This is a genomic window from Escherichia sp. MOD1-EC5433 (genome assembly GCF_002966005.1).
Lineage (GTDB): Bacteria > Pseudomonadota > Gammaproteobacteria > Enterobacterales > Enterobacteriaceae > Escherichia > Escherichia ruysiae.
In genome coordinates, this window is the sequence record NZ_PTRL01000001.1 from 546,993 (window position 1) to 570,976 (window position 23,984).

At 49.9% G+C, this 23,984-nt stretch carries 20 protein-coding genes and 1 tRNA gene; 15 read left to right on the forward strand and 6 right to left on the reverse strand.

Annotated elements, in window-relative coordinates; all coding sequences use genetic code 11:
* The first annotated feature begins 147 nt into the window (after positions 1-147).
* From C3D30_RS02775 to C3D30_RS02835, 13 genes are all read left to right on the forward strand, one after another.
* Complete coding sequence (locus C3D30_RS02775; RefSeq protein ID WP_105286433.1) at positions 148-2,175, forward strand: lipase family protein; 2,028 nt, start codon at positions 148-150, stop codon at positions 2,173-2,175.
* Complete coding sequence (locus C3D30_RS02780; protein ID WP_105286434.1) at positions 2,168-2,941, forward strand: hypothetical protein; 774 nt, start codon at positions 2,168-2,170, stop codon at positions 2,939-2,941. The genes C3D30_RS02775 and C3D30_RS02780 overlap by 8 nt, the downstream gene beginning before the upstream one ends.
* Positions 2,942-3,043: 102 nt before the next feature.
* Entirely contained in the window at positions 3,044-3,823 is a 780-nt protein-coding gene (locus C3D30_RS02785; RefSeq protein ID WP_105286435.1) for a hypothetical protein, read from the forward strand.
* A 286-nt stretch (positions 3,824-4,109) separates the two neighbouring features.
* Positions 4,110-4,379 (forward strand): PAAR domain-containing protein, encoded by a 270-nt coding sequence (locus tag C3D30_RS02790; protein WP_016158925.1) that lies wholly within the window; start codon positions 4,110-4,112, stop codon positions 4,377-4,379.
* Complete coding sequence (locus C3D30_RS02795; RefSeq protein WP_105286436.1) at positions 4,380-5,540, forward strand: KPHS_23130 family T6SS system protein; 1,161 nt, start codon at positions 4,380-4,382, stop codon at positions 5,538-5,540.
* Complete coding sequence (locus C3D30_RS02800) at positions 5,527-8,940, forward strand: ImcF-related family protein (protein ID WP_105286437.1); 3,414 nt, start codon at positions 5,527-5,529, stop codon at positions 8,938-8,940. The genes C3D30_RS02795 and C3D30_RS02800 overlap by 14 nt, the downstream gene beginning before the upstream one ends.
* Positions 8,940-10,535, forward strand: coding sequence for a type VI secretion system protein TssA (gene tssA, locus C3D30_RS02805; RefSeq protein WP_000105381.1), 1,596 nt, complete (start codon positions 8,940-8,942; stop codon positions 10,533-10,535). The genes C3D30_RS02800 and tssA overlap by 1 nt, the downstream gene beginning before the upstream one ends.
* A gap of 276 nt (positions 10,536-10,811) precedes the next feature.
* On the forward strand, positions 10,812-11,066 hold the full coding sequence (locus C3D30_RS02810) for a hypothetical protein (RefSeq protein ID WP_238145706.1): 255 nt from the start codon (positions 10,812-10,814) through the stop codon (positions 11,064-11,066).
* A 53-nt stretch (positions 11,067-11,119) separates the two neighbouring features.
* Positions 11,120-12,883 carry a type VI secretion system baseplate subunit TssF gene (tssF, locus tag C3D30_RS02815; RefSeq protein ID WP_105286438.1) on the forward strand — a complete coding sequence of 588 codons (1,764 nt, stop codon included), beginning with the start codon at positions 11,120-11,122 and terminating at the stop codon, positions 12,881-12,883.
* Complete coding sequence (gene tssG, locus C3D30_RS02820) at positions 12,838-13,941, forward strand: type VI secretion system baseplate subunit TssG (protein ID WP_032159876.1); 1,104 nt, start codon at positions 12,838-12,840, stop codon at positions 13,939-13,941. The genes tssF and tssG overlap by 46 nt, the downstream gene beginning before the upstream one ends.
* Complete coding sequence (gene tssJ, locus C3D30_RS02825; protein ID WP_016231433.1) at positions 13,922-14,458, forward strand: type VI secretion system lipoprotein TssJ; 537 nt, start codon at positions 13,922-13,924, stop codon at positions 14,456-14,458. Before tssG ends, tssJ begins: the two co-directional genes overlap by 20 nt.
* Positions 14,451-14,903, forward strand: coding sequence for a type VI secretion system baseplate subunit TssE (gene tssE / locus C3D30_RS02830; RefSeq protein WP_001000322.1), 453 nt, complete (start codon positions 14,451-14,453; stop codon positions 14,901-14,903). Before tssJ ends, tssE begins: the two co-directional genes overlap by 8 nt.
* An 89-nt stretch (positions 14,904-14,992) precedes the next feature.
* On the forward strand, positions 14,993-16,396 hold the full coding sequence (locus C3D30_RS02835) for a VasL domain-containing protein (protein WP_105286439.1): 1,404 nt from the start codon (positions 14,993-14,995) through the stop codon (positions 16,394-16,396).
* A 76-nt stretch (positions 16,397-16,472) separates the two neighbouring features.
* Here C3D30_RS02835 and C3D30_RS02840 read toward each other — a convergent pair.
* Together C3D30_RS02840 and C3D30_RS02845 are read right to left on the reverse strand one after the other, a co-directional pair.
* Positions 16,473-16,548, reverse strand: a tRNA-Phe gene (locus C3D30_RS02840).
* A gap of 104 nt (positions 16,549-16,652) precedes the next feature.
* Positions 16,653-17,360, reverse strand: a complete 708-nt coding sequence (locus tag C3D30_RS02845; protein ID WP_000234520.1) for a DUF554 domain-containing protein — start codon at positions 17,358-17,360, stop codon at positions 16,653-16,655.
* Positions 17,361-17,512: 152 nt separating this feature from the next.
* Here C3D30_RS02845 and C3D30_RS20550 point away from each other — a divergent pair, with 152 nt between their 5' ends.
* Positions 17,513-17,596, forward strand: a complete 84-nt coding sequence (locus C3D30_RS20550) for a hypothetical protein (protein WP_219906480.1) — start codon at positions 17,513-17,515, stop codon at positions 17,594-17,596.
* A 161-nt stretch (positions 17,597-17,757) separates the two neighbouring features.
* Positions 17,758-19,893 carry an ornithine decarboxylase gene (gene speC / locus C3D30_RS02855; protein ID WP_105286440.1) on the forward strand — a complete coding sequence of 712 codons (2,136 nt, stop codon included), beginning with the start codon at positions 17,758-17,760 and terminating at the stop codon, positions 19,891-19,893.
* A 48-nt stretch (positions 19,894-19,941) separates the two neighbouring features.
* Here speC and nupG read toward each other — a convergent pair whose 3' ends face one another.
* The 4 genes from nupG to mutY all read right to left on the reverse strand — a co-directional run bounded on the left by nupG (position 19,942) and on the right by mutY (position 23,900).
* The gene (nupG, locus tag C3D30_RS02860; RefSeq protein WP_001049785.1) at positions 19,942-21,198 is read right to left on the reverse strand and encodes a nucleoside permease NupG; all 1,257 of its coding nucleotides are present in this window, start codon (positions 21,196-21,198) and stop codon (positions 19,942-19,944) included.
* 202 nt (positions 21,199-21,400) lie between these two features.
* Positions 21,401-22,480: a membrane-bound lytic murein transglycosylase MltC gene (mltC, locus tag C3D30_RS02865; RefSeq protein WP_105286441.1), complete on the reverse strand. Its 1,080-nt coding sequence runs from the start codon at positions 22,478-22,480 to the stop codon at positions 21,401-21,403.
* A 64-nt stretch (positions 22,481-22,544) separates the two neighbouring features.
* Complete coding sequence (locus tag C3D30_RS02870; protein ID WP_000091700.1) at positions 22,545-22,820, reverse strand: oxidative damage protection protein; 276 nt, start codon at positions 22,818-22,820, stop codon at positions 22,545-22,547.
* Positions 22,821-22,847: 27 nt separating this feature from the next.
* Positions 22,848-23,900 carry an A/G-specific adenine glycosylase gene (gene mutY / locus C3D30_RS02875; RefSeq protein WP_105286442.1) on the reverse strand — a complete coding sequence of 351 codons (1,053 nt, stop codon included), beginning with the start codon at positions 23,898-23,900 and terminating at the stop codon, positions 22,848-22,850.
* Positions 23,901-23,984 lie beyond the last annotated feature (84 nt).

Sequence of the window (23,984 nt, forward strand, 5' to 3'; positions counted from 1 at the left end):
CCATGGATGTTTAAAACTATGTCAATCAAAGTAGGGGTGATATTTCTTGCTGCTGTATTCTTATCGGAGATAATTAAGGTTGGGACATTTTATCTTACAAGAGAAAAGAGCTCATAAATTTTTTAACCTGCATAAAGAGGGATGTTTATGGTAGGAAATACATTAGTAACATCTGTGACGTATACAGAGGAAAAAGCTACGGCTGGAAAACAGAAACCTTACTGGGTTGAAATTCAGTTGGTTGATGAGCAGGGAGATCCCGTAGCGAATATACCATGGCGTGCTGAAAGTTCGCATCCAGTATCCGGACCAGTTGATAACCTTACGTATACGGGTCAAAGTGAGGCAGATGGGCTTATTCGCATTGATATGCCGCATGGGCTTGAATTAAGGCTGGCGTTAGATGGCAATCAACTGGCTACGGAAATGGAAAAACGTGCCTTACGTGTTAGCCGCGATGCAGAAAATGATTCTGTTGTGCGTCCTGAAGCTGAAGAAAAAGGGTATATCTGGCATTATGCCGTTATCGGTGAACTTTGTCAGAGTTCACCAAACCTTGAATTAAGACCAGGGGAAATGTTACCCGCATATCACTTTCCTGCAAATACGGCATTTAAGGGCTTTAAATTCCGAACGAATGAACTTGAAAAACGTCATGTAATAGAAATATGCCCCTTCAGATCGTGGGAGCTTGTTCTACACCATCAAAAGGACTATTCCATTGCGAATGGAATTAACCTTGGGGCGGCAGCGACGCTTGCCTATGCAAATGGCAGTACTCTGGATACGGTGTCAATTACACGTTTTTTTATTAACCAGTGCCAGGATCTTTCTCGCTTACCCCAACTTTATAAAGATGGTTCCGCATGGAATACATTAGTACAGGATGTTCCCTACAGTAATCGATATTATCCTCCAGTGTTTATGGATACCTCGCGAGATACTTCGCCTAAGGTAGACAGTAAGAATTCGCATGGAACAGCACAGGCAAAGGAAAATACTGCTGTGACAAAGGCAGACGGTGATACGCAGCTTTATTATGTTTATAACGTGGATAAGATAATCGTTGCCTGGCGTGGGACGGCTAGCTTGTTTGATGTAGGAACGGATATTGAGTTCAGACCAGTAAGTCCAGAACTATGCGATATAAATAAAACGGGATGTAGTACGTTACTTTCTGCTGGAAAAGTACACACGGGATTTTGGAGTGGATATAGTCGGGTTGAAAAGAAATTTAATAAAGAAATACTAGAGTTATTGAAAACCATTGAAAGTAGAATGCTATTTATCTGTGGGCATAGTTTAGGTGGTGCATTAGCATTAATTCATGCAGCAAAACTGAAGGACTATTATCCGATACTTTACACCTATGGTATGCCGAGAACTTTTACCCGCGATGCTGTGATGCAATTGTCGGAGATTACCCATTTCCGTCATGTTAACGATAATGATCCAATTCCAGCCGTACCCGTAGAAGCCAACCTGGATAACGGGTTATATAAATTATGGGGATGGTTGGGGGGGACACTGGGCTTTTTCTGGTCGTTGGGTGAACTTCTGGCTTACCAGATGGTAACCTGGGGGGACTGCTTCTGGCATCACGGCAATACGGTAGCCTTTCTCACGGTCACTCAGAGTCGGGAATGGAAAGAGTGCAAAAGAGATCTGCCAACGCCGGCAGGGTGTATTACCATCAGAAAATTACTTCCTCTTAAAGCTAAACTTTACCTGGTTCCTGCGTTGGCGGAGCAGGAGATGCAGCAGGCAGGTCAGAAGCAGAAAGAATTTAAAGCATCACTGACGCAAGCAGATCTAACTGACTTTTTCCCTAAAGGTTGTAATCCGGACAGAGGCGTAAATGTAAATCTTTTTGACCACTTTATGACCTCCTATATGCCCTATATGTATAACAAAGTATTAGAGCTGATTGATAACGCTGGAATAGTGGAAAAGCGTACTTTTACTGAGCATCAGTATAACGTTGATTCATTCAGAGAGCAGATGGCAGAAAATAAAAATGACATACCGGAGAGTGAATTAGTAAGAAATAACATTTTTCTGAATATAGAAGGACTGCTTGACGCATCGCTTTCCCCAACGTTGTTCATGCCATCTGGCAACGATACGCTTTTGCGGTTTGCTCAATATGGAGAAGAGGTAATGGAAAATGTATAACCAATCAAAAATTATTCTGCTTTCCTTAGTATTGTTTTCATCGGCAGGTTGCAGCATAAGTAGAACTGTTAACAAGACTTTATCTCCACCGCCAGATACAAAATGGGTCAATGTTGAAGTAAAAAATCCATCTCAGTATACGAAACCTTTCCCGCTTGAGGTCAGATACATCTCGTATGAATGTATGAAAAAAAGAATCAGTGGATTTGATGGTTCTGTTATCACCGAGCCCAGCTACAATGTTATCGGGATTCCCATGCAGCAGGAGAGTGGGGACATCTGGAAAGGGAAAGTCGCTATGACAGGCGGCGGCTCATGCAAATGGACGTTGAGTGCGGTCAATTTAGGTATCGAATATATAGATGCTACACATCTTGGCAAAGATCTTGTACCCGGAACAGCGGTAGGGATTTCGCTCGCTTTTGATAATGATGCTTCCAGAAACGGACAATATACTGCAACTGAGGGCGATTTAAATTTATCACCAAAATATTATCCCTATATATCTGAATGGAATCTAGGCGAAAAAAAGAAAGAATTGTCCCTTTTAGGTAAGGAAAGCTTCCTGTCCTTAAGTGTTTATAATGTAAATCAAATTAAATTTGCACCTGTAATAGATGAAAGCAAAATTGTGAAATATATCGGGATAGAAAAGAAAATTAAAGGAGCGCATTCAAAAATAGAGTATCCAGATGGCAGCATTATATCCGATGGGACTGTGTTTCCTGATTTTGATAAAGTTGATAAAATGAAAGTTAAAAAATAAAAATGACAGAGTTTTTTTGTTAAATATATCAGGATGGTTAATTATTATAAGTGCAGGTCTGCAACATATTTTTACGATTGACTTAATACGGAGAAGAAGGGATTGAAAATACATAACCAATCAAAAATTATTCTGCTTTCTTTAGCTTTGTTTTCATCATCAGGATGCAGCATCAATAGAACTGTTAACAAGACTTTATCTCCACCGCCAGATACAAAATGGGTCAATGTTGAAGTAAAAAATCCTTCTCAGTATACGAAACCTTTCCCGCTTGAGGTCAGATACATCTCGTATGAATGTATGAAAAAAAGAATCAGTGGATTTGATGGTTCTGTTATCACCGAGCCCAGCTACAATGTTATCGGGATCCCCGTGCAGCAGGAGAGTGGGGACATCTGGAAAGGGAAAGTCGCTATGACAGGCGGCGGCTCATGCAAATGGACGCTTAGCGCCGTAACACTTGGCATTGAATATATTGATGCCACTCACCTTGGTAAGGATCTTGTGCCCGGCACGGCGGTAGGGGTAATGCTGGCATTTGATAATGATGCTTCGCGTAATGGCCAATTTACCTTCTCTACGGGTGACTTACATATTTCGCCTAAATATTACCCATATATTCGAGAAAGAAAAATAACAGAGAAGACAAAATCGCTTTCTCTGTTAGGAAAAGAGAGTTTTCTTTCTTACAGAGTATCTAATTTTAACAGTATTTATTTTCACCCTGAAGTTGATGAAGTGAAAGTTGTTAGATATATAGAACCGGAAAGAAAAGTTGATGGAGTGTACTCCCGGATAATTTATCCGGATGGAAGTTATGCACCAGAAAGATCGCTTTTTCCTGATTTTGATAAGGTTGATAAAATGAAAGTTAAAAAATAAAAATGACAGGTTTTTTGTTAAATGCATGAGGCAGATTAATTATTGTAAGTGCAGGCCTGTAACATACTTTTACGATTGACTTAATACGGAGAAGAAGGGATTGAAAATACATAACCAATCAAAAATTATTCTGCTTTCCTTAGTATTGTTTTCATCGGCAGGCTGCACCATAAGTAGAACTGTTAACAAGACATTATTTCTATCAGTAGATACAAAATAGTTCAATTTCGTTTTTAACTCTTTATTAGTGACAGAATTCTTTAAACCTTAACAGGATAAATTCATTGTGGCTAACGGTCTGGTATTACTTGGAGATAAAACAACGCATGGTGGCAAAGTTAATTCGGCCTCCTCCAATATTACTGTTGATGGAAAAAAGGTTGCTTTAGTTGGTGATTTTGTTAGCTGTCCGATTATAGGGCATGGAACGAATCCCATCGTGGAAGGATCGCCACACCGTACCTTTAACGGTCGTGCTGTTGTCGTCGATGGTTGCAAATGCCTGTGCGGTTGTAAGGTTATTTCGAGTGCTAAGAATAGTACGGTAGGACAATAAATGGGCTGGGAAAGATCGAAAGCAACAACGATGGAGTTACCTTCTGAACCCTCTTTCATGGGGTGGCTTTTAGCAGGTGGTACTACCGTGGTTGTGGGTGTGTTGCTGTTTATTCTTCATGCGTCAGGCATGGTTAAACCATTGTCTGGATTCAACATTTGGTGGCTGGCATCAAGCCCAGTGCTTTGCTGGTTTTTCCTTTTTTGCTTGCGGGGCTGGCTTTGGGGCAGAACATTTGATGAGCACCAGTTTTTGCAGAAGGAAGCTGAATATGGGCAACATCAGTGGGAATCCTGGGCGGGGCGTTATCTGGCGGTGCTTGGTAGCAGTATTCTGTTACCTTCAGGTGTAACCGCCAGGGCCATCTCGAAATCAGAGGCATCAGATGTGCCGTCCCTTTTTTCACTGACCAGCCATTTTGACGCTCAATCCGTAATGTCTGGTTCTTTATTAGAGCTGGGGCTTGCCAGTGTGCAGAACGCAATCGCGATGCTGCCAGATACAGTGCAACTTAATATTACTGTTGTAAGTGATGAAATTTCTGCCGATTCCGATTCCCAATTTCGAAAAATCTGGGAAAGCATATATCCAGAGCGCGCTATCTCTGGTTCTATTTCCTTTTGCGAACCCCTTTCTTTTTCCTGGATTGAAGAACGCCTTAAGAGCCCAGCTATGGATATCGATTTGCTCCTCATATTGCAGAAGCATGGGGCTGAACAATATTCCGATGCACTGGCGAGTGTGCTTCTTACCAGCGATGATGTAGCTGAAAAATATCAATTTCCTCATTCTGCCCGCATTTTGCGACCGATGCCGCTGGATATGGCTCATTTCAAAGCTGATGTGGGATTGTTTCTGGAAACACAAACGATCGCATCTCAGACATCAAAAGTTTATTGCGACTATGGGCACTGGAATGACTGGTTTGCTGAATTAATGATGGCTTCTCAATTACATCAAACATCGTGGGCGCCCCAGGATATTGATGTACTGGAAAAATATAACGGTATTCCGGGGGCAGGTAGTGCATGGTTTTTGGCCGCATTACTCTCCGATATTACATCTGTTAGCCAGACATCCGTTTTAGGTCTGTTTACTTCTGGAACTGATCATTTTGTCAGTACAGTTACTTCAGGGAGCAATAATAATGATGTCGGCTAGTTTATGGAGCAGAGGAGGGCTTGTTGGCATCGTTGCCCTAATTTCTCTTGCCATACTGAGTTTGATACTGCATTTCGGCCCTCAGTATGGTCTCGATACACGCCTGAAAGAGGCGATGGCATTTGTATCTGTGTGGCTTGTCCTGCTGATTATTCGTTACACGCCGTTTGTGTTCCGATTTATGCGAGAAAAATATCACCGCTGGCAGGAACAGAAGAATAATGTGTTGCCTTTTGATGAACAGAGAGTTGCCAGGACGCCACCCCATAACGTCACCGTCGACACCATCCGTCTCGCCATGCGTAATCTCTACGGTCGTCGCTGGGGACGTAAAACCCGCATCCTGTTGATAACCGGTACACCCTCAGATGTTGAGCTGCTGACCCCTAAACTGACCGCTCAATTCTGGCAAGAAGATCGTGGCACTCTGCTTTTGTGGGGCGGTGATCTCAATACGCCAGCCGACAATATCTGGTTGACTGCTCTACGCAAACTGCGCCGCCGCCCGGTGGATGGTCTGGTGTGGGTCACCTCGGCTTTCGACCAGTTGTCTGTTCCTGGTCTGGAACAGCCGTTGCCCGTGCCTTCTGAAAGCGCAATGGACTCTCTTTCTCATGCCATAAGCAGCCGCATGGAGGCGCTGGGCTGGAAGATTCCCCTGTATATCTGGTCATTGCATCCGCGAGCGGGTAAGCCTGAAGGACGTGTTGTGCAGGCTGCTGGCTGCCAACTGCCCGCCGGGTGTTGTACCGAAGGGTTAGCTAAACAATTGGCTATCCTGACGCCGGAACTGACTTTACAGGGACTACAACAGACCTGCGGTGAGGTGAAACATAACTTTTTGCTGAGGCTTGCCGACCAGCTTATCCGTAAACCGGAGAGCGTGACCGCACCGCTGTCGGCGATGCTTAATCCATACCGTCCGCTGCCTCTGGCTGGGCTGGTGTTCAGTCAACCCTCTGCCAGCGGTGAACGTGCCGTGCCGCATCAATGGGGAATGGACAAATGCTGGGATGCTCTGCCTGAATCTGTTCGGATGCTTCCTGCCGCACTGCGTCCCGTCAGGCCGGGCATTCCATGGCAGAAGGTTATAGCGTCTGTTATTGCCCTGGTGATGGTGGGGTGGGGGGGCTGGATGGGCGTCTCCTGGAGGACTAATCGTGGTCAGATTAATACTGCAAATACCCAGGCAGCGATGGCTTCCCGACAAAACCAGCCACTGGAGCAACGCTTGTACGCACTGTTTGAGCTGCAAAAAACGTTGGCTCGTCTGCAGTATCGCTCTGAGCATGGTGTGCCCTGGTATGAAAAGGCGGGATTAAGTCAGAACAATGCGTTGCTGACGACACTCTGGCCTCGTTATCAGGAAAGTGCACTGCCGCTGCTGCGGGATGCGGCTGCAGATCACCTACAAAAGCAGGTCAGTGCCTTTAATGCGCTGCCGCCAGGTAGCCCGCTGAGGGAGCAAAGGGCAAAAAGCACCTGGGAACAGCTCAAACTCTACCTGATGCTGGCGCGTCCTGAGCATATGGACGCCGCCTGGTTCAGATCTGCTTTGCTGAACAACTGGCGGAAACGTCACGGTGTGAAAGACGGTGTCTGGCAAGGAATGGCTCCATCATTGTTGTCGTTCTATGCTGCGCAGTTGATCACGCATCCTGAGTGGAAGATCCATGCTGATGAAAGCATGGTCAGCCAGGCTCGCTCGCTGTTGGTTCGGTTGATGGGGGTACGTAACAGTGAGTCGAGCCTCTATCAGAAGATGCTTTCGCAGGTGGCGCACTTGTATGTCGATATGCGCCTGGAGGATATGACCGGTGATACCGATGCTGCCCGCCTGTTCAGTACTACCGAAATTGTGCCGGGGATGTTCACCCGTCAGGCATGGGAGCAGGCGGTGCAGCCTGCCATCGAGAAAGTAGTGAAGTCGCGGCGGGACGAGCTCGATTGGGTACTCACGGACAGTAAGCGTCAGGCGAATAAATCGGACGAGACCTCCCCTGAGGCGCTGAAAAATCGCCTGACGGATCGCTATTTCGCAGACTTTGGCGGAGCCTGGTTGGAGTTCCTTAATAGCCTGAGCTGGAACCAGGCCGCTACGCTGTCGGACTCCATTGACCAGTTGACCCTGATGGCTGACGTGCGTCAGTCACCTCTGGTGGCGTTGATGAACACCCTGAACGTGCAGGGGCGCACCGGGCAGACCGGTGAAGCAATTTCAGATTCATTGGTGAAATCAGCCAAAAATCTGCTGGGCGATGCCAACAAGGATGCTATTGACCAGAGCGTAGGTGTACATGGACCGCTGGATGCAACTTTCGGCCCGGTGCTGGAGTTGATGGACAAGAGCCGCACGGGGGCACAGGAGCAGAGTCTGCAGTCGTACCTGACTCGTGTGACTCAGGTGCGCCTGCGCCTGCAACAGGTGACCAATGCCGCCGATCCGCAGGCGATGACCCAAACGATTGCTCAGACGGTATTCCAGGGCAAAGCTGTAGATCTAACTGAAACTCGTGACTACGGCAGCCTGATTGCCGCCGGGCTTGGCCAGGAGTGGAGTGGCTTTGGGCGCGCGGTGTTTGTAAATCCGATGGAGCAGGCCTGGCAGTTGGTTCTGACCCCTGCGGCGGACAGTCTTAATTCCCAGTGGCAGCAGGCGGTGGTTGCCGAGTGGAACTCCGCCTTTGGCGGGCGTTATCCGTTCAACAACGCCAGCAGCGATGTATCTTTGCCGCTGCTTGCCAAATACCTCAATGTCGATTCCGGTCGTATTTCGCAGTTTTTGCAGACACGCCTGAAAGGCGTACTGCACAAGAATGGGAATAACTGGGTGCCGGACAGTATCAATTCGCAAGGGCTGACCTTTAACCCGGCGTTTCTCAACGCTATCAACACATTGAGCTATATCTCGGATGTCGCCTTTACTGAAGGTAATGCCGGGATGAAGTTCGAACTGCGCCCAGGCACTTCTGATGGCGTGATGCAAACCGACATGATTATCGACAGCCAAAAACTGACCTATGTGAATCAGATGCCGGCGTGGAGGAGCTTCACCTGGCCTGCGGACACAGAAGCGCCTGGCGTGAGCCTGAGCTGGATAAGTACCCAGGCTGGCACCCGTCAGTATGCGGATATTCCCGGAACGTGGGGCTGGATACGCCTGCTTGATAAGGCTGAGATCAGTGCTTATCCCGGCGTCGGCAGTAGCTACACACTGAGCTGGAAAGCTCAGGATGGACGCCTGCTCAATTATACCTTGCGTTCCGAGGTGGGAGAGGGGCCGCTGGCACTGTTGAAACTGCGTAACTTCCGTCTGCCGGGAACCATCTTCAACACGGTCAGAGTGGCAGCGTCAAACCAGCTTGCCAGCGCGACCAGTAATGCAGAGGCGGTTTACTGATGAGTACGCTGGATACTTTACTTAGAGCTTGCCAGACAGAGCAGGCGATACTGCTTGGCGCTACCGGTGAGCGCGTGGCGCAGTGGAACAACTGGTTGCTGCCGTTATCAGGGACATCATCTGTAGGGGAAGACCCGGGGTATGACGATGACTTCCAGCAAATGCGCGAGGAGGTCAATAAACTCTCCGGGGCAGATACCGAACTCATTTGCCGACTGGCGGAGAAGTTGCTCACCACCACCGCCAAAGATATCCGTGTGGCGACGTATTACTGCTGGGCCAGGCTGCATCGTGAAGGCGAGCAGGGGCTGGCAGAAGGTCTTGAGCTGCTGGCCGGTCTGATAGACCGCTTCGGCACGCAGCTGCATCCGCAGCGTGACCGCAGCCGTAAGGCAGCACTGGAGTGGCTGGCTGGTTCACGTATGACTGATTCCCTTTCACTGTATCCGGAAGTGGTCAGGGAAGATGCGTTGCGTACCACCGGCGCGCTGCTTCTGATAGCTCAGCTAACCGAAAACGAATCGGATGAAACCCGTCCTGAACTGAATGCGCTGTACGGCGCACTGGAAAACCGCCTGCAGAAAGCGGGTGGTGTGGATGCGGTTGTACCACAGAACGCCAGCGCCACTGAGATACCGTCCACGGCGAGCCACAGCGATGCTCCGGCTATCGGGCGGATCACTTCTGGTCAGGATTTGCTGGCGCAGGCACGCACACTCAGTGAATACCTGCGAGAACAGCCTGACGGTTGGTTGTCAGCGCACCATCTGATGAAAAGTCTGCGTCACGACACCCTGCGGGCCATTCCGGCTCCGGATGCGCAGGGACGCACACGTATCGAGCCTCCCAGGGCTGACCAGCGAGCACTGCTCAAGCGCCTTTACCTGCAACAAAACTGGGCGGAAATGCTGGAAACGGCAGACAGCACTTTTTCCCGAGGTGCCAATCATTTGTGGCTGGATCTGCAGTGGTATATCCATCAGGCACTGACGAAGTCCGGTAAAGACACTCTGGCTGCCATCATCGCCGCTGACCTGAAAGGGCTGCTGAAGCGGCTATCCGGGCTGGAGACGCTGGCGTTCAGTGACGGAACGCCGTTTGCCGATGAAGTAACGCTGAACTGGCTCCAACAGAGTGTGCTGGATACGACGAGCGGATGGAGCAATGACACATCATCTGCCCCGCTAATAGCCAGTAACGATGACATTCTTGCGTTGGAGCCTGAAGCTGTGGCACTGGCTGATAATGAAGGCCCGGATGCTGCATTGGGATGGCTACAGACCCAGCCCGGCATAACGACAGTTCGCCAGAAGTGGCTGTTGCGCCTGCTGATGGGGCGCATTGCTGAACAGTACGGTAAAAATGATCTGGCGGCGCACCTGTTTGCCGAGCTGGGTGAGCGTGCCAGAGAAGTGGTTCTTAGCGACTGGGAGCCTGAATTGTTGTTTGAAGTTCAGGCGCGCCATCTGAAACTCCTGCGGCTTAAAGCCGGTCGCAGTGAGGCAGACAAGGTTCGGCTCGGGCCTGCCATGGAAAAATTGCTCGGCGGGCTGATTCAGCTCGATCCGGCGCGGGCCGCAGTGTTGTGTGGTTAGAGAATGTTATTAACTGGATAAAAATTTATTTATCAGGAGGATGAACAGGAATGGCTCATAAAAAATAAGAAACATTAGGGATGTTAATTTTGGGTGAAAATTTCACTGGCCAGTGCAATATTTATGTCAATCACCCCATATAACAAAATATGAGTTCATTGCGGCAGTTGTCTTCCCTTTAATTTACAGGGCGAATAAAAATTTCTGGCTTATACATCTTTTATTGATATCTGTTTATTCATCCTTACGGGGTGTCCTGTTTCTGGAGATGGAATCATGCCAGAAGAGGAGGTTAAGGTTAGTTCATCTGATGGAATTGTCTGTTTTTGTGCTCTCAATACTGAAGGTTATCGATTGTCAGATATCGCTATTTATCCCATGAATATGCCAGGTAGTCGGCGGAAATATATATTTTTATCTGACTTCAAGGTAATGGGGGGAATTATGTTCAGAAAAATATCTGCCGGATTTGAAATTTCAAATGAGAAGGTAAACCCCATTTATCTCACTCCCCTCGACGTAGTGAGATAGCTTTCCCTTTTAGGAAAAAGAACATTCTTTACTATATTTTGAGTAATTCTTTTATGAAAGATCTAACACTACGCTATTTCGATGCGGAAATGCGCTACCTTCGTGAGGCGGCGAAAGAGTTCGCCCAAACCCATCCAGATCGTGCCGCGATGTTGGACATGGATAAAGCCGGTACACCAGACCCGTATGTCGAACGCCTGTTTGAAGGCTTTGCCTTTTCGATGGGGCGGCTGCGTGAAAAAATTGACGACGACCTGCCGGAGCTTACCGAAGGGCTGGTCAGTATGCTCTGGCCACACTATCTGCGCACTATTCCTTCACTTTCAGTAGTGGCACTTACCCCGGCGCTACACGCCATGAAAATGGCGGAAGTGGTGCCTGCAGGGCTTGAAGTGTATTCCCGACCAATAGGACCGAGGAACACCGTTTGTCGTTACCGTACCACGCAGGATGTGATGCTCAATCCCCTCAGTGTTTCGGGCATCACTATGACCACCGAATCTGACGGTCGCTCGCTGCTACGGATACGCTTTGCCTGTAGCAGTCAGGCGGACTGGTCGAATGCTGATCTTAGTTGCCTGAGCCTGTATCTTGGGGCTGATGCTTCAGTCAGTAGCCAGTTGCATCTGATGCTAACGAAACGCCAGGCGGCGTTGTATATGCGCCTGCCCGGTCAGACTGATCGCATCCGTCTTGACGGGTATTTCTCGCCGGGCGGGTTTGCCGAAGAAGACCGCCTGTGGCCGAAAGGCGATAGTGCTTTCAGCGGCTATCAGTTGCTACTGGAATACTTTACCTTCCGGGACAAGTTTATGTTCGTCCATCTCAACGGCCTGGAGGGGATCACACCTCCTGCCGGGGCGGAGTATTTCGACATTGAAGTGGTGCTCAGTACACCGTGGCCGCCTGATCTGCCAGTCACCGATGATGCCATTCGCCTTCACTGCGTACCGGTGATTAACCTGTTCACCCTGGAGGCTGATCCGCTCATCATCACCGGACTTGAAAGTGAATATCTGCTGCGTCCTAAACGGCTGCAGGACGGGCATACCGAGATTTATGCTGTGGATTCGGTTACCGGTTCAAACCGAACCAATGACGCAGAGTATGTTCCGTTCAGCAGCTTCCGCCACAAAGGGGGGATGATGCGTCGCCATGCACCTCCGCGCTATTACCATACGCGCGTTAAGCGCAGCGTGAGCGGACTGTATGACACCTGGTTAATTCTTGGGGGGCATCAGTGGGAAGATGATCGACTTGTCGAGCGTGAAGTTGTGTCGCTGCAAATCACCGGCACGAACGGTCAACTGCCGCGCCGGGCGCTGCAGAGTACACTGCTTGACCGCTGTGAGCAGGTCGTGGATACGCAGCTTTCAGTGCGCAACCTTTGCAAGCCAACGCTGCCGGTTTACCCGCCCGCTGAAGACCGTTTCCACTGGCGAGTACTGAGCCACCTGGGAGCCGGGTTCCTCAACATGATGAGTACCGCAGAAGTGCTGCGTGGAACGCTTGCGCTGTACAACTGGCAAGACGATGAACTGAACATCCGGCGTCTGGAGGCGATTCAGCATGTGGCTCATCATCGTCTGCAGCGGTTCGAACAGGGCTTCCTGTTACGAGGGCTGGATATTGAAGTGACGCTCGACAACAACGGGTTTACGGGCGAGGGCGATATTCATTTGTTTGGTGAGATGCTTAACCGTTTCTTTGCGCTCTATGCCGATATGAACCAATTTAACCAGCTTACCCTCATTATCCAGCCAGAAGGAAAATGCATCCGGTGGAAAGAGAACCACAGCCCGCGCCTGCCCGGTTAATCGCACAGTGGGGTGACCGGCTGCCGTATATGAATTTTTACCGCTTCTGCCAGTTGCTGGAGCAAAGCCAACCGGATCAACCGGTCACCGGTAGTACCTGGCAGGTACGGCATGAACCGGTGCGCTTTCGCCCGCATCCGGGGATGGGGTTTCCGGCCTCTGAAATCAAAGGCGTGGAATTACCTGAGTATCCGCACTTACCCCCAACGGTACGCATTACATTTATGGGGCTCTACGGCGTGGAATCTCCATTGCCGACGCACTATATCGATGACATCACCCAGCGCCGCGAAGGGTACGAAGCCACCAGCGATTTCCTCGATATCTTCAACCATCGGCTGATTGCCCAATACTACCGCATCTGGCGTAAATACTCGTACCCGGCCACGTTTGAAGAAGGTGGTAAGGACAAAATCTCGCAGTATCTGCTGGGGTTGGCTGGGCTTGGGATTGACGGCTGCACCGACAGTATCGCCGCTCCCGCCTCACGCTTTCTGGCGCTACTGCCAGTCATGTTGCTGCCGGGGCGTACTGCGGAAGGTATGGCCTCTCTGGTGCGTTTGTTGGCACCCAATACACAGGCGAAAATCTGGCATCACGACAAACACCGGGTGCCACTGAAAAAAACGCTGACCATGAGCGTGAGTAATCCCTCCACTCTGATAAATCGCCCAGTGATGGGCAACTATGCCACTGACGTTAACAGCCGGGTGTTGATGCGCCTTACCACGACGGACCCGGCTGAAGTGCAGGGCTGGTTACCCGGTAGTGAGCTTCATACAGATTTAATGGCTCTGTTGCATGTCTATCTTGGCTCACGCCTTGATGTCCGCCTGCAGTTGTGTGTCGACCGTAGCCTGCTACCGGATGCCACAATGAACAGCAATCCTACAGTCGGTGCAGTGCAATTAGGGCGTACAGCCGTAATGCGTCCACTGAGTGTGGCGGACACAGCTACATACAGCAAAACAATAACCATCAATCTTGGCCGCTATGAGCGGGTACAGGAAAATATTCACCGCAGGGAGACCGATGAAGATGGCGATTATCGCTGGTAAATTTCCCCTGGTTACGCTGACTACGGGCATCACACTGATGCTGGCTGGGTGTGGCCTGACCCAGAGCATTACGGACGGCACTGTCGCCGTGACAAAAGCGATTTTTTATAAACAGGTGAAAACCCTGCATCTGGATATTCGGGCACGCGAGGCGCTGAACCTCAATGCCAGTGAAGTGGCGCTGTCTATAGTGGTGCGCATTTATCAGCTCAAGGATCGCAAAACCTTCGATAGCACGGATTATCCTTCGCTGTTTAAGTCTGACAGTCAGGCTGTTAAGGCTGACCTGGTGGCGGAGAAAGATATCCGCCTGAAGCCGGGTGGGGCAGTGATGGTTGATATGCCGATGGAGGAAAGTGCGCAGTATGTGGCGGTGGCGGGCATGTTTATGTCGCCGGATCAGGTGAGTAACACCTGGCGGGTGGTGTTAAGCCGTGACGATCTTGACCCGGATAAAGCCCGAATCATTGAAGCAGGAAGCAACCGACTGACTCTGAAGGCGCTGAAAGATGAATGACACTCCCCATCCGTCATTGTATGAGATCCTGTTTGGGAATTTTACCGGAGGGCTGGATCTGCATCAGGTTAGCGAGCAGAACCAGACGATCCTCTCAGTGCTGGACAATATGCAGCGCATTCTTAACTGTCGTGCCGGTACGCTGGCGCATTTACCTGACTACGGTCTGCCGGATATGACCAAAATCCTTCAGGGGATGCCGGGTATGGCGCATGAACTTATGGGGGCATTATCTGCTGTACTGCTCAAATATGAGCCACGCCTGCAAAAAATAACCGTTGTTTTGCTGGAACAAGAGGTTCCCGGTGAGCTGCGCTATGCCATTGATGCTGAACTTAAAGGTATTGGCCTGGTGCGTTATAGCACCGAATTTGTACCCGAAGGTCGGGTTCTGTTGAGGCATTTGAAGCAACAACAGTATCTCGACACGACAACTCGTATGTAATGTTTCTTCCTTAATTCGGCAACGCTCTGAATATGCCGCAGAAACGATAGTCTTCTATAACCGCAAGCACGTCAGATGGACAACTGGTCATGAATGACATTACCCCACGTAAAATCAAAACCGGCGGTGACCCGCGCACGCTACCGGATTATGCCGCCCTGCGCGATGAACTGAATAAGCTTACACATCCGGCGCGTCCGGATGTGAACTGGCATTATGTCGAGAAACTTTGTCTCTCACTGTTTGATCAAAATGGTGTAGAGCTGCAGACGGCAGCCTGGTATACGCTGGCTCGTACGCAACTGGCTGGATTATTCGGTCTTAATGAAGGTCTGGCAATACTGGAGGCTCTGATAAGTCATGAGTGGGGTGTGCTCTGGCCGCAGCCTGTTCACGTTCGAATGGAGATCCTGAGTAATCTGAGTCAGCGTTTGCAGCAACGTATACGCTCGCTGCCGCTGATATACAGCGATCTTGGTCAATTGTATCGGGCAGAACAACTGCTTACCCGTCTGGGGGAAGTATTACAGCGTCTGGAGCTTAGGCATCTCAGCCAACTGGATACTTTGCGTGCCCTGATACACAACAACGCTGTCAGCCTGGAAAGCAGCGACGGTACAACCAGCACAGGGACGACAATTCAGTCTGGTATCGTGTCACCTGCCACAGTAATAAATAGAACCGATATATCAATAGGTTCCCATGCTGAAAGTCTGTTTGAAGATCCCCGAAGGCCAGGCGGTACGGTGAAGTGGGTGTATGTTACACAACCGAACGTAGAGGTACTTCCGGCAATACCCGCGCCAGTAAAAAGGTGGAAATCTTTTGTTGCTGGGATGTGTTCCATGCTGATGATAAGTGCAGCAATGGTATGGGGCTGGCAATATTTTCACCGGTCGGATCCATTACAAGCCCAGCTTACTGCCTCTTTAACTCCATTACCCGCAATACTCACGCCTGAACAACTGGATATATTGCGGCAGCAATCTTCCTTGCCACAAACGTTAATAACGCAAACACAGCAGCAGCTTGCACTTCTGGACAAGCTACCACCGGACTGGCTCATTACCCGAGAACGGCAGCTTGTCGAACAAGCCCAGTCGATTTGGCCGGAGCGGGCAAAACCTCTGATGCAACGGTGGCAGCAACAACTTAATGTTGCCACATTGCCGACAGGAAACCTGAATGGCTGGCATCAGGGAATGATGACGCTACAGAAACTGAGTGAACGACTGAACGGACTGGATGAGCATAAAGGGAAATATATGACGGTCAGTGAACTGAAATCTGTGGTGTATTCCGCTATGCAGCTATTTAACCAATCCATACCGGCTGAAGAACAACTGCGGATACTGGCGCAATCGCCGGTAGGGCAGCCACTCCCTCCTGCCGCAGGGGCTCAGGCAGAGATGCGCCTGAAACAACTTATCGCCAGGTATGCCGACATTAAACAGAATGCTTCGAAGCTAAAAGGTGTGAATGGTTATGAATGATCTGTAACAACGACCAGAAATTTATCGTAGCCAGAAAAAGAAAAAGCCCCGCTTTTCAGCGAGGCCTTATGAATAGTGGTGCCCGGACTCGGAATCGAACCAAGGACACGGGGATTTTCAATCCCCTGCTCTACCGACTGAGCTATCCGGGCAACGGGGCGCATTAAACCTGATTCGCCTCGTCTCGTCAATCAAATTTCTTCAAATTACTGCAGACTGCACAATCTATCATCACTTTGCCGCTATTGCACACATTTCAGGAAAACCAGGCGGTCCAGGCGGCGGAAAGTGGCATTGCCAGAAGCAGTGCTGGAAGCATGTTGACCACCGGGAACATTTTAATGCCACAGATGCGCAAACCGGTCGCCAGAAGCAATAATCCTCCCACGGCGCTAAAGTCCGCCATCATCGCCGGCGTAGTTAGCGGTAATATCAGCGCGGCTCCCCAGGCCAGCGTTAACTGGATGATGAGCAATGGAATGCTAATTACTGATACCGCAATCCCCAGAGAGCAGGCGAAGATCATCGCCGTAAAGAAATCAAGAAATGACTTGGCGATTAAAATACTCGGATCGCCAGTCATTCCTTCATTCATCGCGCCGAAGATCCCTGTACCGCTGGCACAAAACAGGACAATAATCGCGACAAAATTTTGAATAAAAGATTCATGCGCTGGCTTCTTGCGCGAGTGGCGAAACAGATTCTGCGCTCTGGCAACCGCTGTATTGACTCCTTTCTCCAGCAAACATATTTCGCCGATTAGAGCGCCAAGTAGCGTAGCTAAAACCATCGCCGGAAGGTTGGCGCATTTCACCACCAGTAAAATACCAATCCCCAGCGATGCCAGACCAAAAATCGATGTCATTGAGACGCGGATACGTTCCGGTAAACGTTGGCTAAGCAGTGCGCCGAGAACGCCACCCAGTAATACTGCACTAGCGTTGATAAAAGGGCCGATGACCACGAGAGTTCCTGTTAACTGTATTGTTTGATTTTTTTATTATGAACTTTTTGCCCTGTTTATGGCTTGTCTGGCCGCAAAGTCCTGGCTTGCACGCTTTAGCGAAAGGTGCCATTATTGCGCGAATTTTCTCCTCTCTGTACGGAGTTTGCCTGATGCATGCCACCTCCTTACATTCTCTCGCTTCTCGCCGTTTTGCGCGAAAATCTTCCCTTTCCATGTTACTGCTCATGCGGTGAAGTTAACGCACGCTTACTGCAGGACAACAGTAAAATCAGAGCGTTTCTGCTTTTACTGATGTCTGGCGGTCGGAGCTGGTGACCAGTTTGACCCACATCTCATGGGGCAAGGTTTTTCATCTTGTCCGATATTCTTACCTCCCCGAAACGGGTTTGCGCTTATGAAATCAATGAGTATTGCCGCCAGTTATGAACTGGTTTCCCGACTTTCTACCCATCGTCGCGTGGTGGCGCTGGAAGATACTGATTTTACGGACGTCGCGGCAGTCGTCATTACCGCTGCGGATAGTCGCAGTGGCATTCTTGCGTTGCTTAAGCGCACCGGTTTTCATCTACCGGTGTTTTTGTATTCCGAACATGTTGTTGAATTACCTGCGGGCGTTACGGCGGTAATCAACGGCAACGAGCAGCAGTGGCTGGAGCTGGAATCCGCAGCCTGTCAGTATGAAGAGAATTTGCTGCCACCGTTTTATGACACGTTGACGCAGTACGTTGAGATGGGCAACAGCACTTTTGCTTGCCCTGGGCATCAACATGGTGCGTTCTTTAAAAAGCATCCTGCCGGACGCCATTTTTACGATTTCTTTGGTGAGAACGTCTTTCGCGCCGATATGTGTAATGCTGACGTAAAATTGGGCGATCTGCTTATTCATGAAGGATCGGCGAAGGATGCGCAGAAATTCGCAGCCAAAGTCTTTCATGCCGATAAAACCTATTTTGTCCTGAACGGCACATCGGCAGCGAATAAAGTGGTGACGAATGCGCTGTTAACGCGTGGCGATCTGGTGCTCTTCGACCGTAACAACCATAAGTCGAATCATCACGGCGCGCTGATTCAGGCGGGGGCGACGCCGGTCTATCTGGAAGCTTCACGTAACCCGTTTGGTTTCATTGGCGGTATTGATGCGCACTGTTTTAATGAAGAGTATCTGCGCCAGCAAATTCGCGACGTTGCGCCAAAAAAAGCCGAGCTGCCCCGCCCGTTTCGCCTGGCGATTATTCAGCTGGGAACCTATGACGGCACTATCTACAACGCCCGCCAGGTGATCGATACCATTGGGCATCTGTGTGATTACATTCTGTTTGATTCTGCATGGGTCGGGTACGAGCAGTTTATCCCGATGATGGCGGATAGCTCGCCGCTGCTGTTGGAACTTAACGAAAACGATCCGGGGATCTTTGTTACCCAGTCGGTGCATAAACAACAGGCGGGATTCTCGCAGACGTCGCAGATCCATAAAAAAGATAACCATATTCGCGGGCAGGCGCGTTTTTGCCCGCATAAGCGGTTGAATAATGCCTTTATGCTCCATGCTTCCACCAGCCCGTTCTATCCGCTATTTGCCGCGCTGGACGTCAATGCCAAAATCCATGAAGGGGAGAGTGGTCGTCGGCTGTGGGCTGAGTGCGTTGAGACGGGAATTGAAGCGCGCAAGGCGATTCTTGCACGCTGTAAGCTGTTCCGTCCGTTTATCCCACCCGTTGTCGATGGCAAATTGTGGCAGGAGTATCCGACGTCAGCGTTGGCCAGTGACCGCCGTTTCTTCAGCTTTGAACCAGGAGCAAAGTGGCATGGCTTTGAGGGATATGCCGCAGACCAGTATTTTGTTGATCCGTGCAAGCTGTTACTGACCACGCCAGGTATCGATGCCGAAACCGCTGAATATAGCGATTTTGGCGTACCGGCGACGATTCTGGCGCATTATCTGCGTGAGAACGGCATCGTACCGGAAAAGTGCGACCTCAACTCCATTTTGTTCTTATTAACACCGGCGGAAAGTCACGAGAAGCTGGCACAACTGGTGTCGATGCTGGCGCAGTTTGAACAGCATATTGAGGATGATTCGCCGCTGGCTGAGGTGCTGCCGAGTGTTTATAACAAATATCCGGTGCGCTACCGCGACTACACTTTGCGCCAGTTGTGTCAGGAGATGCACGATTTGTATGTCAGCTTCGACGTCAAAGACCTGCAAAAAGCGATGTTCCGCCAGCAGAGCTTCCCGTCAGTGGTGATGAATCCACAGGATGCGCATAGCGCTTATATTCGCGGCGAAGTAGAGTTGGTGCGGATACGTGATGCCGAAGGGCGAATTGCGGCTGAAGGGGCGCTGCCGTATCCGCCGGGGGTACTTTGCGTAGTGCCGGGGGAAGTCTGGGGAGGCGCGGTTCAGCGTTATTTCCTCGCACTGGAAGAAGGCGTGAATTTGCTGCCGGGGTTTTCGCCGGAGCTACAAGGTGTCTATAGCGAAACTGATGCGGACGGCATGAAACGGTTGTACGGTTATGTATTGAAGTGAGAATAAAAAAACGGGTCACCTTCTGGCGACCCGTTTCTCTTTGCGTAATTAGTGGCTAACAGTCTGTGTGCCCGCAGGGACACGAACGTGTTTGTATTTAAACATCGCCATGAATGCGAAGGCCAGAACCACAGAGTAACCTGCGAAAATCAGCCATACGGTCTGCCAGTCGGTAATGCCGTTTTGGGTGTACATCTCAACCACTTTACCGCTCACAATACCGCCGAGGATACAGCCGAAGCCGTTGGTCATCATCAGGAACATCCCCTGCGCACTGGCACGAATTGCCGGGCTAACTTCTTTTTCAACAAACACCGAACCAGAGATGTTGAAGAAGTCGAATGCGCAACCGTAGACAATCATTGACAGCACCAGCAGTACAGTACCGAACGGAGTCGGGTCGCCATAAGCAAACAGCGCAAAACGCAGGATCCACGCCACAATACTGATCATCATTACGTTCTTAATACCGTAGCGGCTTAAGAAGAACGGGATGGTCAGAATGAACAGGGTTTCAGAGATCTGCGAAATCGACATGATGATTGACGCATGTTGCACGATGAAGCTGCTGGCAAACATCGGGTCTTTGTCGAAGCTGTGCAGGAAGGTATTACCGAACATGTTGGTAATCTGCAGTTCCGCACCCAGCAACATCGAGAAGATGAAGAAAATCGCCATACGCTTGTTTTTAAACAACGCGAACGCATCAAGCCCCAGCAAAGTCGTCCAGCTCTGATTCGCTTGCTGTTTAGCAACCGGAATATGCGGCAGCGTAAAGGTAAACAGCACCAGAACGGCGGAGAGAGCTGCGCCAATATACAGCTGCATGTGGCTTAATTCGAAGCCAGACAGGCTCACCACCCACATCGCCATAATAAAGCCGATGGTGCCCCAGATACGGATTGGCGGGAAATCCGTCACAATATCCAGCCCGGCATTTTGCAGACGATAGTAGGAGATAGTGTTGATTAACCCAAGCGTTGGCATATAAGCAAACGAGTTAATCAATATCACAAGGAACATCGCCTCCGGCGTGGTGACTTTCGCCGCCATGAAGAGAGTGATCGCACCAATAGTGTGACAAATGGCGTAAACCCATTTCGCACTTAACCATTTGTCGGCCACAATCCCCAGCAACGCAGGCATAAAGACAGCGGCGATACCCAATGAACTATAAACTGCGCCGATAGAAGCACCGTCGAACTTCAGGGTAACAAACATATATGAGCCGAGGGTCGTCAGCCAACTACCCCACAGGCAGAACTGCAGAAAAGAGAGAATTTTCAGCTGCAGCTTAAGATTCATGTTAATTTCCTCACATCATGATGCGGATGAGTGTTTCAAAAAGCACATTTGACTGTGCAAGATGATGCGATTCTATCAACTTCACTGACTGTTTTTTTGTTACCCGTGGCAAATAATTGCAAATAATATCGTTTTGCAAAACATAATTGTGATGTAGATAACACTTTTGCCCCAAGACATCGTCAAGGGGCGATAAGTGCAATTATCGGCGGCGATAAGATTTCTGTGCCATGTTCACTTTATAGAGATAGCGGCGAGATTCCGCAGACGGATGACGTGTGGTCAGTGTCTGATAAACATCGCCCGGCGTCATAGTATTAATGATGTTGGCAGCCTTAATTTTATCATTTGAGAAGACGCGTAATACGCTGCCTGCGCCGCCGTTATAGGCGGTGATGACGGCATAACGCCGCGACGTTGGGTTATCAATGCCGCCAAGATAAACATTGTTCAGTATTGCCAGATACGCAGTGCCGGTATCAATATTGCTGGCAGGATCAAACAAGAAACTTCGGCTCGGCGTGCCGGATTTCCCCTGCGAGCGGAACACATCTTTCCCGGCGGTGTGTTGTACCACCTGCATTAATCCCAGCGCGTCGGAACGGCTGACCGCATATGGGTTGAAGGAGGATTCGGTCTGCATAATCGCCAGAATCAGCGACTCATCGACGCCATATTTCCGTGACGCCTGGCGGACCATGCCGAGATATTTATGCGCACGTTTATCAAGGTGGTTCGGCACCATGTTAATGGTCACGCTGTAGATGATACGTAGCCCGTTGCTGCGGCTTTTCAGACGGTTTTTCAGCAGATAATCCGCGAAGTTGCTTGCGCGACCTTCCCAGCGAATCGGCTGCCCGGTGTTGTCCACCACCTGGCCGTAAAGAAAAGGTTCTTTCGAAATCGTAATATCATCAACGTCGGAATAGAGATCGACCGAACCTGGATCATCCCCCATCAGCAACGTTTTGATAATTGCCCGACGCAGATGCGCGGCAGGTTCTGTCCCGGCGATGGTTTCGATAGTGATCGTACCGTCATCGAAGTTGATGTGGCTGCGGGTCTGATATTGATCGGTGTATTTCACGTAGTCCTTAGGACCGGCGATCACCACCTCTTTGAATCCCCAAATGTTCTCAATATTGTGGGCAAACTGCCCCATCAGAATATCAAAGCCGTTGGTATCTTTGACCCAGGCTTCATTATAGGTATCGCCTTTTTTGGTCGTCGAACAGGAGATGAGCAACGGCGCAATCAAAGCCAGCGCGAGATATTTTTTCATCATTCCGGGTGCGTGTTGTGTTTGTTTTTATGCAAGTTGCCGGAGGCGTACTCCGGCTCTGTTTTTATTTTTTATCTTCCGGCGTATAGCCCTCGATATGCACTTCTTTACCCTCGAACAGGAAGTTGACCATCTCCTGTTCCAGCAGCTTGCGGTGCTCGGCATTCATCATGTTGAGTTTCTTTTCATTAATCAGCATGGTTTGTTTGTGCTGCCACTGCGCCCAGGCTTCTTTGGAAATCTCGTTGTAGATGCGTTTTCCCAGTTCGCCGGGGTATAGCTGAAAATCCTGACCTTCTGCTTCACGCTGCAGGAAAGTACAAAAAATCGTTCTGCTCATAAATCATCCTCTTTATCGACTCACGCGCTAAACCGGCGCGCCAGTGCGTAACTGCTGTAACAAACGCTCCACGGGAGCCGCCAGACCAACTGACGGCGGTTGCGCTAAGTTATACCAGAGCGCATTGCCTTCATCCATGCAACCGGTGAATGACGACACGGGAAGCCACATAGGCACAATATCTAAATGGAAATGGCTGAAGGTATGCCGAAACGCGGTGAGTTGCGTCAGGTTATCAGTAGCAATCTGCCGTTGCGCCAGCCATTCCCGCAAACTTTCTTCATCGGCAAACTGCGGGAAACAGTATAAGCCACCCCACAATCCGCTTGGCGGACGCTGCGCCAGAAACACTTCATCTTCGTGCTGTAACAGCAGAAAGTAACCTGTGCGTTCCGGCAGTGTCTGTTTTGGTTTTTTGCCCGGATAAAGCGACCAGCTGTTATTGGCGGCGGCAATACAACCGTTTTGTAGCGGGCAGAGCGAACACTTCGGCTTCGAGCGCGTACAAATCATCGCGCCTAAATCCATCATCGCCTGATTAAACCGCTCCACGCCGACAGCGGGCGTAACCTGCTCGCTTAAACTCCACAGTTTATTTTCGACCTCTTTTTTCCCTGGCCAGCCGCTTACAGCATAGCAGCGAGCCAGCACGCGTTTGACGTTACCGTCGAGAATCGGAAAGTGCTTACCCAGAGAAAGCGAGAGGATTGCGCCTGCGGTGGAGCGTCCGACGCCAGGTAGCTCGGCGACTTCCTCAAAGGTTTCCGGGAATTTACCGCTGTGTAAGGTGGCAACTTGCTGTGCCGCTTTATGCAGATTGCGCGCGCGGGCGTAATAGCCAAGCCCGGTCCACAAGTGGAGAACTTCGTCCAACGGTGCCTTGGCGAGATCGGTCACCGTCGGGAAACGCGCCATAAAGCGTTCAAAATAGGGGATAACGGTCGCAACCTGAGTTTGTTGCAACATCACTTCTGAGAGCCATACTTTGTAGGGCGTCTTGTCAATTTGCCAGGGCAGAGTTTTTCGCCCGTATTTATCGTACCAGTCCAGAACCTGGGCTGAAAATTGCGACGCTTGCATGGTCACCGAATTCATTGTTGTTGGGGGCAAGATTGCAGCACAGCGATGGCAGGGTGTAAACCGGAACTTTCCGCAGCCACGGCC